This window comes from Streptomyces sp. NBC_00247 (assembly GCF_036188265.1).
Classification (GTDB): Bacteria; Actinomycetota; Actinomycetes; order Streptomycetales; family Streptomycetaceae; genus Streptomyces.
Genome location: NZ_CP108093.1, coordinates 7,241,167 through 7,253,393, shown reverse-complemented (window position 1 = coordinate 7,253,393; position 12,227 = coordinate 7,241,167). Strand labels below are relative to the sequence as shown.

General features: G+C 66.1%; 8 protein-coding genes and 1 pseudogene. 3 read left to right on the top strand and 6 right to left on the bottom strand.

The features are described from left to right. Positions 1-279 precede the first annotated feature (279 nt). On the bottom strand, positions 280-591 hold the full coding sequence (locus tag OHT52_RS30975; RefSeq protein WP_328723488.1) for a hypothetical protein: 312 nt from the start codon (positions 589-591) through the stop codon (positions 280-282). A 1,259-nt stretch (positions 592-1,850) separates the two neighbouring features. On the opposite strand from OHT52_RS30975, the gene OHT52_RS30970 reads away from it, so the two are divergent. Then, positions 1,851-3,449: an ISL3 family transposase gene (locus tag OHT52_RS30970; RefSeq protein WP_328723487.1), complete on the top strand. Its 1,599-nt coding sequence runs from the start codon at positions 1,851-1,853 to the stop codon at positions 3,447-3,449. Positions 3,450-3,476: 27 nt separating this feature from the next. On the opposite strand, the gene OHT52_RS30965 is transcribed toward OHT52_RS30970, so the two are convergent. Next, positions 3,477-4,046: a suppressor of fused domain protein gene (locus OHT52_RS30965; protein ID WP_328723486.1), complete on the bottom strand. Its 570-nt coding sequence runs from the start codon at positions 4,044-4,046 to the stop codon at positions 3,477-3,479. A gap of 183 nt (positions 4,047-4,229) precedes the next feature. On the opposite strand from OHT52_RS30965, the gene OHT52_RS30960 reads away from it, so the two are divergent. After that, the gene (locus tag OHT52_RS30960) at positions 4,230-4,580 is read left to right on the top strand and encodes a hypothetical protein (protein ID WP_328723485.1); all 351 of its coding nucleotides are present in this window, start codon (positions 4,230-4,232) and stop codon (positions 4,578-4,580) included. Then, positions 4,570-5,508 (top strand): hypothetical protein, encoded by a 939-nt coding sequence (locus OHT52_RS30955; RefSeq protein WP_328723484.1) that lies wholly within the window; start codon positions 4,570-4,572, stop codon positions 5,506-5,508. The genes OHT52_RS30960 and OHT52_RS30955 overlap by 11 nt, the downstream gene beginning before the upstream one ends. 262 nt (positions 5,509-5,770) lie before the next feature. Here OHT52_RS30955 and OHT52_RS30950 read toward each other — a convergent pair whose 3' ends face one another. The 4 genes and pseudogenes from OHT52_RS30950 to OHT52_RS30935 form a co-directional block, all read right to left on the bottom strand. Then, the gene (locus OHT52_RS30950; RefSeq protein WP_328723483.1) at positions 5,771-6,016 is read right to left on the bottom strand and encodes a hypothetical protein; all 246 of its coding nucleotides are present in this window, start codon (positions 6,014-6,016) and stop codon (positions 5,771-5,773) included. Between the two features lie 487 nt (positions 6,017-6,503). Continuing rightward, positions 6,504-6,659: pseudogene (locus OHT52_RS30945) on the bottom strand (IS5/IS1182 family transposase); the annotation flags it as partial. 177 nt (positions 6,660-6,836) lie between these two features. Further along, on the bottom strand, positions 6,837-7,451 hold the full coding sequence (locus OHT52_RS30940; protein ID WP_328723482.1) for a hypothetical protein: 615 nt from the start codon (positions 7,449-7,451) through the stop codon (positions 6,837-6,839). Next, positions 7,451-12,226, bottom strand: a complete 4,776-nt coding sequence (locus tag OHT52_RS30935) for a polymorphic toxin-type HINT domain-containing protein (RefSeq protein WP_328723481.1) — start codon at positions 12,224-12,226, stop codon at positions 7,451-7,453. Before OHT52_RS30935 ends, OHT52_RS30940 begins: the two co-directional genes overlap by 1 nt. Between the last annotated feature and the right edge of the window lies 1 nt (position 12,227).

Below are 12,227 nucleotides of genomic sequence, written 5' to 3'. Positions count from 1 at the left end.
CCACGCTCACGACCGGGATCGCCGCGGCGCGGTGCGAGGTCACCGAACTCGGCGGCACGGCACCGGCCGCGCGGCGAGGACTTCGCGAACAGCCTCGAAGCCGGGGCGGTGGCCGGGTGCCCAGGACTGCCGGGCCGGCGTGTCCTGCGTCGGCGGGCCTGCGGAGCAGGCCTGGATCGGCCTCGGACCCTCACCGCTGCCCGCCGGCCGCTCCGGCCCTGGCTCACCGCACGGCGTAGTGCATCGGCGGCGCCCTGGTCGCGACCCGATCCAACCGGGTCACGGCCGCTTGCGGCAGGCGATGACCAGGGCAGCCGCAGTGAGCAGGAAGCCGCCCACGCCCACCGCCGTGTTGATGGGACCGGCGGCACCGGGGCGGACCAGGACGAGGATCCCGGCGAACGCGCTCGCCAGCACGCCGGACACGATGGCGAGGCCGGCCAAGGCGGCCTTGGCCCACGGCGGAAACACGACGGCGGCGGCCGGAGCGGGCGCCGGGGTCGGGGCGGGAGCGGCCGGGGTAGCGCTCGGGTCCGGGGCGGGAGCGGCGGGGTCGGCGGGCTGCTGCGGGAGGTGGGGGACGGTGGACATGGCTGGTTCCTCTCGGTGGTGGGATGTACGTCGGTGACGGTGTCGAGTGCCAGGTGGCGGGCACGGCCTGCCGCCCCGGGAGTGGGGCGGGCGGGGAGTGGAGCACGGGCCGGTTGCTTGCGTCGCGGAGTCGCTTCGTCGGGCGGCAGGCAGCACTTTGCGGGGCGGCGGGGTTAGCCCCGCAACCCCGCTCTCACCTGCCTTGAAGGGAGTCGGTGACGAGGTCACCCCCTCGGCGGCCGGCCCTGGATCGCCGTACGGCGGCCTGATGGGCAAACAGCACCGCCCCGGGCCTTGGAGAGGCCCGGGGCGGACGAGTTGCGCTGTGGTCGGCGTGCGGGGGCCGGAGCGCCTGCTGCGGCTCCGGATCGGGACTTCGCCGCGAATTCGGCTTACCCCAGCTACACAAAAGGCCACCACCCGGATCGGGTTGGTGGCCTTCCTGCGGGCATGCCCGTCAGATGACGGCGATTGTAGCGATTCTGCTCACCAGGCACCAGAGTGATCGCCAACGAATGACACACGATCACCGAACAGCGACCTGACGGGCGAACAGGACCGCCCCGGCCCTGGAAGGCCCGGGGCGACTGATGTGTGGTCAATCGCAGGTCAGCGCCTGTTCCCGGAGCGGGGCGGCCCTGACTACTCCCCGGAGACCGCACCGGCCCGGACGCGCCCGCGACGAAGCCGCGCAAGGGCAAGGCGCAGCGGGCGTTCGAGCGCGGTCTCGCAGCCCTCGCGCAGTGGGTCGAGCGGGAAGGTGCGGGCTGGCCCGTACCGCGCGCACCAGGAGCACGTCGTCGACGGCGAGAGGGAGCCGGTGCCCGTACGGCTGGGCGTCTTCCTGAGCAACACTCGAAGCCGGCGCGACAAGTTCACCGCGGAGCAGCTCGGCGCACTTCGGGCCTGGGCGTGGAATGGGTGGCCCCCGGCTCCCTGCTGGTGAGCCGGCGCGTACGAGGCCCTGGGCCGCTGGTCCCAGGGCCTCCTGTGTGATGTTCCGTGTCTTGTCCCTGGTGGGGGCGTTGTCCTCGGCAGAGCCATAGTGCTGGGACGAGCGGGAGTGGGCAGTGAACTATTACGGCGGAGGCGGCCCCGAACTGGCCGATGATCGGGGCTGGCTTCGTTCACTTCTAGGGGTTCTGGCTCAACTTCTGTGACGCGGCCACTCTCCGTGACTGCTGGGCCTCTTCGAGCTGGGGGTGAAGTTGCCTGAAAATGATCCCTGGGTAACGCAGTCGGGCTGAATGTTCAGGGCCGTGGAAGAGGTCCTGCTCCGGCTGAAGGAGTTGTTGTTCCCGTCGATCGCGGGCGTCGCGGTGCTGTCGGTAGACGTGAACATCGCGATCGTGCGCGTTGACGCGCAATGCACCGCCGAAGGCGCCGTGTGCCCAATCTGTGGCACCTGGTCGAACCGGTTTCACGGTTCCTACCTGCGGTTTCCTGCTGATGTTCCCAGCGGAGGCCGACGGGTTGTCCTTCAATTGAAGGTCCGACGGTTCACCTGTGGAAACTCGGACTGCGCACGCCGTACCTTCGTCGAGCAGATACCGGGCCTGACGCGCCGGCACAGTCAGCGGACCGAACGGTTGCGCTCGACCCTGGCGTCGGTCGGCTTGGCGCTCGCGGGCCGGGCCGGGGCCCGTATCGCCGGCGTTCTCGGCGTTTCCGTCAGCCGCAGCACGGTGCTTCGTCTGGTGGACGCGCTTCCCGAGCCCGAGGTGGCCGCACCACGGGTTATCGGCGTTGACGAGTACGCGACCCGGAAGGGCCGCCACTACGGCACAGTCCTCATCGACATCGAGACCCGCCGCCCCATCGACCTGCTGCCCGACCGGGAGGCGTCCAGCCTGGCGGCCTGGCTCGCCACGCGGCCGAGCGTTGAGGTGATCTGCCGTGATCGGGCGCCGTTCTTCGCCGAAGGTGCCACCGTCGGCGCTCCACAGGCGGTCCAGGTCGCGGACCGCTGGCACCTCTGGCACAACGTGAGCGAGGCTGCCGAACGGGCCGTCGCTCAGCACCGCCGCTGCCCCCGCGCCCTTGGCACGGCCGCCCCCGATCCCGATCCGGAGCCTGCGCCGGAGAAAGATCCCTCTGGCTCGCCATGGCCGACCGGCCATCGTTTCGCCGACCGCACCAGGGCCCGGCACGCCGACGTCCACGCACTGCTGGAAGCCGGGCACAGCCGTCGCTCGGTCCAGCGGCAGCTCGGCATGACCTGGCGGACCGTCAAGCAGCTCGCCGAGGCCAAGGCTCCGGAGGAGCTGTTCACCGGCCAGTGGCAGAACCGGCCCTCGGTCCTCGATGATCACAAGCCCTACCTGGACGACCGGTGGAACGAGGGCTGCACCAACGCCTGGAAGCTGTGGGAAGAGATCGTGCCGCTCGGCTACAAGGGCAGCTACCAGCGCGTCCGCGCCTACCTGCACAAGAAGCGCACCTCCCCACGACCGGTAGTCGCCCGGCCGCCCTCACCGCGGACCGTCTCCGGGTGGATCCTCAGCCGACCGGAGACCCTCACCGAGCCCGAACAGATCCAGCTCAAGACTCTCCGCACGCACTGTCCCGAGCTCGACGCCCTCACCCGGCATGTCCGCTCCTTCGCGATCATGCTCACGCAGCGCCAAGGTGAACACCTGCCAGCCTGGCTCGACGCCGTCCGGCAGGACGACCTGCCCAGCCTCCACACCCTCGCCGCTGGCATCGACCGCGATCTCGACGCCGTCACCGCCGGACTCACTCTGCCCTGGAGTTCGGGCGCGGTCGAAGGGCATGTCAACCGGATCAAGATGCTCAAGCGCCAGATGTTCGGCCGAGCCAGCTTCTCGCTCCTACGCAAGCGAGTCCTGCTCGCCTGATGCTGTCCACCAGCTGGCCTCCCCAGATTAGATCGCGGGGCGCCGGAGCACGTTGGTCGGCTCCCAGTCGCTCTTCCAGAAGGCTTCAAGCCCGTACTCGTTGATGAACTGCCGCTCGACCTCGTGGATGGGGTACATCCCTTGGATGTTGATCACGTCGTGGCCCTCGTGTCCCGGAATGCCGACGTCGATGCCCAGGTAGTCCTCTCTGTCGAGAACCAGCGGCGCGAACACGCAGAATGCCGTCATCTCTGACTCGGGCACGATGCGCTCACCGAAGTTGATCGTGCTGCCGTAACTGAATGGGCAGGTTCCACGGAGCTGCTCGGCGAGGAAGCCCACGGCGTGGGCCCAGATCACGTTGGTCGAGTTCACGCTGAGGCAGAGTTCCGGCGAGCCGTGCTGCCAATCGGGATGCTCCGCCAGCGACAAGCCGTAGGTGAGCGCCGTGAGAAGCCCGTCCGGCAGGTTGTCGTAAACGATCTCCGTAACGCCCCGCAGCCCCTGCTTGGTCGACTCGACAGGGAAGAAGCCGGGCTCCCTTGTTCCGGAAAGTCGATCAAGATGGGCGAGGTACTTCTCAACGCGACTGGCCATGCGTCCAGCCTGCACGATCGCTCACCGGTGCACGCCACCGGGGCCGTCACCGGTAACGCTCCGCAACAGGTCCACAGAAGTTGAGCCAGAACCACTACTCGTGAATAAAGCCACACGGGCACCAGCGGGCAGACCGCCCTCAAGTCGGTTCTCAAGTTGCTGCTGACCGGCCAGGGAGAGCCGGTGACCGACGCCAGGCCGAACGCGGCACAGCGGCGGCTACAGAAGGGCAAGATCGGGCTGTTGGACGAACTGATCCTGGACCTGCAGCGCCAGCTCGATCCGCACGGCGGGAACGAGGGCGAGCTGGCTGCGCAGCTGCACCGGCTGCTCGCCCACCAGGACACCGTCGCGAATTCCCTTCGTGAGATCACCCTGCGGCACACGGCCGCCGCCGGGCGCCGGGCGGACGTTGCCATCACGCTCGGCCAGTACGACCAGCGTCTGGCGGAGATCAACGACCTTCTCGGACGGTTCGGGCTTCTGCGCAGCCCAGTACGAGTCCGACCTTGCTCGCCTGGCCATGGTCAGTGAGGCAGGCAACCTCCTGGGGTACTTCCGCACCGGGGCGTGTGTCTTCTGCGGTGCCGATCCAGAGCACCAGACGGCAGAGCACGATCGGGAGACGACCGCCCTGCACGCCGCGGTCGCAGCCGAGAACGACAAGACCCGTCACCTGCTGTCCGACCTGCGCCTGACCATCAACGATCTCCAGATCCAGCGCGAGGACGTCGCCGGGCAGCGCGCGCACAGCGCGGCCCAGGCCGAACAAGCGGATCTCGAGATCTCCCGCATCACCGAAGAGCTGCTCCCGGTCGAGCACCTGGCGTCGGAAGCGATGGCCGCGCGTTCCCGGGTCGAGAAGGAACTCGGACTCCACCAGCGGATCCTAGAGCTTCAGGAAGTCCGCGACCAGCTGGTCGCGGACGGTGCTGTGCCCGGCGGGCGCCCTACAGGCAGCATCCCCGCCGGCATCGTCGCGGCGTTCGACCGCGCCATCGAGCGGGCCCTTCAGGCCTGGCACGTCCAAATGCGCAGCGTGTCCTACGACCAGTACACCGCGGAACTGTTCGTGGGCGACCGTGGCCGCGCCGGCCACGGCAAGGGCATGCGGGCGGTTCTTCACGCCGCATTCGCCGTCGGTCTGGCCGACTACTGCCTTGGCGAGGAACGCATTCATCCCGGGTTCGTCATCCTCGACTCTCCTCTGGTCACCTACCGGCAGCCTGTCGCTGCGCGGCGCACCGACGACGAGAACTTGCCCGACAGCGTCAGCGACTACTTCTACCGCGACCTGTTCCACCGGTTCACCGGCCAGGCGATCGTCGTGGAGAACACCGGCCCGCCCGCCGACATCGCCCGGGAAGCACAGGTGTATATGTTCAGCCGCGACCCCGATGACCATCACTTCGGGTTCTTCCCTGTCGGGGCGGCTCGGAGCGGCGAGATGAACGAAAGCTGATTCTGCTCGCCTCGTCGGACACCTGAGCCTGTTCGGCGGAAGCTCTCTGCGGGTAATTAGGTCGGTTCCTTGGCGAGGCGGATGAATGTGAACGGTGTCTGGCAGTGAGGTGGGGAGAGCAGCGCGCTCAATCTGCGCTGCTCTGGAAGGGGCGGGCATGTACATATCCGAAGCAGGAACCGGGACAGCTCCTGGGTCGACTGGCGCGGGCCCCGCCGGGGCGCAGCGGATACTTGACGGGCTAAGCCGCTCCTCTGCTGCGTCAGCGGTAGCGCCACACCTGCCGCAAGCGCAGCACCTCGGCTGCCCAGTGGGACTCAAGCTCTTCGTCCGGGATTAGGTCGCGTCCCAGGCTGAAGCGGACGTGCCGGTAGAGCCAGTGCAGGGATGTGTCACCGCTGGCGATCAGTGTCGAGAGCAGGGATTCGTTTGCAGGCGTCTCTCGGTCCACGCTGACCAGGAGTTCACCCTGGTCGTCGGCGACGAGAGGGGGCAGAGCTGCGCCCATGCGGTGACGCAGCTCGCCCCAGGTGAGAAGTCTGCCTCCTGATCGGGCTTGATCGGTGAGGATCTGTCGCGCTGCGACGGCCAGCTTGTCGATGGTCTCCAGGGGCAGATGAACCTCCTGGGTGTCTGGTACAGGCGACTTCTTGTGGGTGCCCGATGGGCTCGCGGCGGGTGGCTGAACTCGTTCGGTCTCGGTTCGCTCCCGATGCGCTAAGGGCTGTCCCGCAATTCGTGGTGGATCAGTGCGCGGCGTCAGATGCGGTGCATCGCAAGGCGGAGGGGCGTCCGCATACTGGATGTATGTGGACGTTCCGACAACGCGGCGAGGTGCCGTAGCTGTCGTCGCGCACCCGCCAGGAATTGCGGGACAGCCCTTAGCCGACTCCCTATACAGAGCGGCCCCGGGTCCCGACCCTCTACTAGCGCCGAAACCTACAGCAACCGCACAACCTTCTTCACCTCCAGCGACCAAGCCCGCGCGTTCCCCACAGGATGTCGTGCTTGCGCAGGTACACCAGAGCGACGAGCGCCCGCCTGTGCGGCGGGAGCTTGCAGCGGCGTTCACCCTCGCGGGTGACGATGAGCATCGTGACCCACTCGACCAGCGCGTGAGGCAGGTCGAGTGCGGCAGGATAGGGAACCAACGAGGCTCCTGTGTTGATGAGTTGAGACTTCGAACCTCTCCCTCAACGGCACGGGTGCCTCGTGCGTTGCGGCCTCACCGCCGTCACCCGATCGGTGGCCACTCTGAAAACGCTCACTCACGCACCATCGCTGACCCTGAACCCGAGGCGCCGGATCAACTCGAAATTATGATTGCGCTACATACTGAGCTCTGATCGGATTTCAAGCCAGGATTCCACCTCAGTACGGAGAGTCAATTCAAGGCGAGATGAATCAATCCACTCCAATGCAATGAGGACCCTTTCGGCATCTTGCAGCAAGTCGATCGCAGGATCGCGCTGCCCCCATCTTGGATCGGCAGCACCGACAGGTGCATAGAAATCGACATCGGCATCCCGGTAGCGGGATTTTCGCTCTCGGGCGTAGCTAATTATTTCTTCACGTGAAGCCGGCATGTGGCGTACGGCCCACCGGGCCGCACCTTCTGGCGTTAGCGTCTCAATCAGTCCAGAGAGCCCCGGATCGGAACGCATGGCGGCAACACTGAGTCGTAGCTGCCAGTAAGCGATCAGGGAAGGGGACAGATCTTCTCGCGCGCCCCCTAATACCAACAGCCGAGCACCGACGTTGAGCAGATCAATCCTCTGATCTGCCGAGATGCTCCGAAAAATGCTTGCGTTCGATTCGATTGCCTCTAGAACGCCCCACCACCACTGAGGTGATGCGGAAGCAGCTTCATGCGCGTCAAGCCATACGGAAATATCCCGATCACATAGCGACTGAATACTAAAAAGGTCATCGTTGGCAGTCATTACGGAGCCATCCCGCCGTAGTCCCTAATTACGTTACGTGGAATCCTGACGCCTTGTGTAGCAAATGCATCCACCCCCCTTTGGATGAAAACGCAAGCGCACTCCGGTTTAGGCGTATAGTGACCCGTCAGATTATCGAAAGAGGTAACTCGGCCGCCATTAAACGTTACCTGACCGGCAGCCATCACGGATTCCCCGTCGGAGGCGATAGTGTGGTGAATACCTGGAGAACTCCGAACCATATTGAGCTCACCGCCCTCACTCACAATCCACAGATAACTACCATTTCCCGCTGCAGCTTTCGTGAATTCAGACGTTCCGGCCGAAATCTTGGTGACTCCTTCAAAGTCGGCCGCCATCCTCTCGAACGGGAGTTCATCCCCTTTGCTGTTCTTTACGGGACCACAGCTGTTGTGCACTAGCACTGGAGTCGTACCCGACAAAACATAGTACGTGTGCAGTTCAGACACCGTGAGGTTGCGCATTTCGGCTGTGTCGACACGAACCTGGACCTTGATCACGACTACGTGGTGGCCGTTCGCCGTGTTCAGTTCATGCCCTGGGGTGAGCCGTCCTGCTGGCACCCAGGCATGTTTCGAATCGTCCCAGAACGGGTGGAGCGAGGTGGTATGGAGAGTGGAGTCGGCCCCCCCGCCATCCTCAATCGTCAGGTCGACAAGGTCCTCGTCACGGTGAACCCACGTGGCAGTTACAGTCCGTTCACCCTTATGCTTGCCAGTTTTCGGGTCGGCTGCCTCTACCTTGTCACCAAGTTCGATGCTGCCGATGGCTTTCGTTTTACCATCTGCCATCAACACTTGCGTCGAAGGGGTAAAACTACAGGGGGCCCCTCCGGGCTTCGAATTCGGCCTCACCTCCCCGGGGTCGCGCGAAGTGAACATTTGTATCAGGAAGCTGGGGACTTGATAGGCGTCACTGTCCGGGTTCCCCCCGTGATGAGCAGCCCAATTATCGAAGTCGCCCCCATAGTCACATCCCGGGGCGCCGGCCCCACCGTTCCAACAGTCGCCGTCGAAGAGCCACCCGAACAGTGACGCGGTAGCGGGAACATTACTTACCAAGCCGAGGATGACATTCCAGACTATTGCTGACGGGGGCGGGGCCATACCGGTAGTACCGCCTGCACCACCTTCTTCAGTATTCCCAGAACTGGGGGTTCCGGTCCCCGAGTCCAGGTATCCGCTGTCGCCTCCGCTGCTGTCGTCCGTGCTGCCGCTGTCGGGCTCGTAGGTGCTCGTGTCGTAGCCGTCGTCGCCGCCGCCGGGGCAGTAGATCGCGTCATCGTGCATGCAGTCGTCGCCTGGGTGTCCGCACTTCAGGCCGCCGCAAGGGTCGAGACCGGTCGGGTCGGAGTGGCTGGCAGGGTTGTCTGCGGCGTAGGTGTATCCGCCCATCTGGTTGGGGTCGCCAGCTTCGAAGACAGGGTCGGGCGTGAGAAAGCGACCTTGGGCGGCATCGTAGTTGCGGGCACCGAGGAGGTTGAGGCCCGTGGTGGTGTCAGCGGGTTTGCCCAGAAAGCCGCGGTTTTCGTCCGCGGAGACCCACGTGGTGGGTTGGGCGCCGCGGGGGTCACCGTAGGGGCTGTACGCCCTGCGGGTGACGGTCAGGGTCGAGGCGTCGACGGATGTGGTGGCGGTGCCTTGGGTGTTGGCGACCTGGTAGGCGAGGCCGCCCGCAGATGTACGGGTGACGCAGGTGCCGTCGGGGCCGATGTAGTTGCGCAGGCCTGTCCAGGTTTTGGCCGCGACGTTCAAGGTGATTTGTTCGGTGCCGCCAAAGAGGTAGAGCACGCGCGTCTTGTCCGCGCTGCCGGCGGCAAGGGTCTGCTCGAGGAGTTGGCCGTTGGCGTCGTAGAGGTACTTGCTCGTGTTGGTGGTGGCGCCGGTTCCGGTGGTGACGGTTGCCGTGCGGCCTTCCGGGTCGTAGGTGAAGCTCTGGGTCTGGCCTGCGGGTATGGCCCCGGTGGTGGCGTTGCTCCACTTCTGTCCGGTGCTACCGCAGGTGGCCAGGGTGAGTTGGGTGCCGCTGGCCGCGGCGGCGGGGTCTGTCAGGCACATCGTGGTCTTGGCGTTGTTGACCAGGGTGCCGTCGGTGGCGACCTTCCACTTCTGGGTGGCGTCCGCGCTGCACGTGTCCAGCACGACGAGCGTGCCCGCCGTGGTGGCGTTGCCGGTGGTGTCCAGGCATACGCCGAGCACCTTGACCGTGCCGTCGGTGCTGATGGTCCAGTTCTGTGCGGCGGAGGCGTTGCAGGTGTAGACGCGGACCTTGGCGCCGGGGGTGACGGAGGCGTTGGCGTCGTCGATGCAGAGCTTTCCGCCTGCGGCGAGGGTGAAGCCGGTGGCCAGCGGTCCGGAGGTGACGGTCTTGCGGGTGATGGTGTTGCCGGCGTTGGTGTTGCTGTAGGCCGGGTCGGTGTAGGTGGGGGTCTGTGTGGTGGTTCCGGTGGCGGGGTTGGTGGTGGTCGTGGCCCCGGCCTGGTCGGGGAGGGTGGCCGTGGTGGTGCCGTCGGTCCCGGTGTAGGCGATGGTCTGGGTGGTGTCGTTGAGGGCGTTGCCGGTGGTGTCGTGGTTCACCATGCCGGTGCGGTCGCCGAGTTGGTCGTAGGTGTAGGTCTGCCAGTACGCAGCGGGGCCGCCGACCGTGCTGGTCTTGACCGGTGTCGTTCCGTTGGTCTGCACGCGGGTGGTGGTGCAGCCGCCGACGGATCCGACGGGGGCGCTGGTGGGGCTGGTGATTCCCGCGGTGTCCGTCCATGCGTCGGTGAGGCGCTGGAAGGAGTCGTAGGTGAAGCACTGGGTGTCGTGCGTGGTGTTGTTCTGCAGGTCGTCGATCGCCGTGACTTCGCCGGCTTGGTTGTAGCGGTAGTTGACGACGTCCAGTGCTGCGGTCTGCGTCTGGAGCATGCTGCTGGTCTGGGTGACCGCGCCGGTCGTGTCGTCGTACTGGGCGAAGGTGGCGATTTCCTTGCCGACCGACCCGTAGTTGGCCTGCTTGATCCGGCCAAACGGGTCGTGTACGGCGATGTCCAGGTAGGCGGGGGTGTTGGCGGCGTTGATGTAGCCGCCGAAGCTGTCGAGGTTGCCTTGCAGGGTGTAGCCGTAGTCCACGTCCTCGGCGGGCAGGTTGCCGTCCGCGCCGTAGTGGACGGTGGACAGGAGCCCGGTGTGGGGCGTGTAAGCGGTAGTGCTGGTGTAGGTGACGTTGCCGCTGGTGGGCGCGGTCGTCTGTCCTGCTGCGGCGAATCCGTCGGCGGCGGGGACCGTCGCGGTCGTGCTGGTCGGCTGGTAAGCGGTGTTGTACCCGGTGACGGCCTGGGTGTAGGCCTTGCCGGTGCTCCCGCTGCCGCCGACGTAGCGGGTCGAGGAGGTGGCGTAGCCCTTGGCCAGGGTGTCGTACGTCCAGGAGCCGAGCTGCGTGTCGGTGCTCGGGGAAGCGGACCAGGCTCCCGCGTACTCGGCGACCTTGCGGTTGTCCCAGTCGTAGGCGTACGACAGTTTCTGGCCGCGCGAGTCAGTGGTCTGGAGGAGGTTGCCCGCGACGTCGTACTTGTCGAAGGTAGTAGTACCGGTGTTCGGGTCGGTCTGCTTGGTCTTCCGCCCCAGCAGGTCGTACTGGTAGGACCAGGCGTTCCCGGCGTTGTCCTTGATCGTGGAAACCTGGCCGGCGGGGCTGTAGGTGTAGCTGGTGGTCGCGTCGGCCACGGCAACGGCTCCGGCCGTTCCCTGCTTCCAGAGCAGGGTGCTGCCGTTGGCGGCCACGACGGCCACGGTGGAGTCCTGGCCGACGCGGAAGGTCGCTCCGGTAGTTGCTGTGAGTCCCGTGGTCCACTTTTGTACACCGGCAGTGGTGTAGACGACGAGGTTGCCGTCGGTGCTGAACTTGGCGTAGGCGCCGGGGTTTCCGCTCGTTCCGCTGGACCAGATGGTCTTCCCGGTCGCCAGACCGGTGAGGACGAGGTTTCCGTCGGCCTGCATCGCCAGACGGACGCTGCCCGAGGTGAGCGAGGTGCCGGAGGGGATGACCTGGCCACCGGAAAGCATCGCAGTCGTACCGGTGTTCTTCACGACGCTGCGGGTGGTCTGCCCCAGGGCGTTGGTGAAGGTCGCCGTGGACCGGCCGCCGACGGGTGCGGTGGTGTCCACCTCGTCGGCACCCGGGTAACTGGTTGTGGTGGACCACTGCTTGATCGCCTGGTGCCACAGGCTGCTCGCCAGGGTGCGGCCCTGACCGTCGAAGGTGGTGGTGGTCTCCGACGGGATCTCGTTCTCGTTCGCCGCAAACAGCGTGGTCGAGGGGTCGCTGGTCGGCTCGGAGTAGGCGGCGTAGGACACGCTGGGCCAGCCGTGCGAGTCGTAGAAGGTGTCGGAGATGATCCGCCCTGCCGCGACGTCGCCGCTCGCGGTGGCCTGGGTCTGGCGCGGCTGCAGCATCCCGTCATAGATGGCGATGGACGTGGAGTAGCTCTCGTCCTCGCGCAGCGTCTTGGTCGTTACCGAGGTCGGTGCTCCGGGTTGGGTGATGGTGCCGCCCGGTGCGCCGACGGCTCCGGGGTTGACGGAGTAGGTGAACGTTTTGTCGGCGCTCTGCCCTGTCGACTTGTCCCGGCCGGGCAGCCAGACCGCGGTTTGGCGGCCGAGCGCGTCGTACGTCATGTCGGTCTTGCGGTTGTTGGCGTCGACGGTTTCCAGCGGCAGTCCGCGCAGTGGATCGAGAGTGGAGGTGACCGGGCCTTGACCCCGAATCCTGAACACG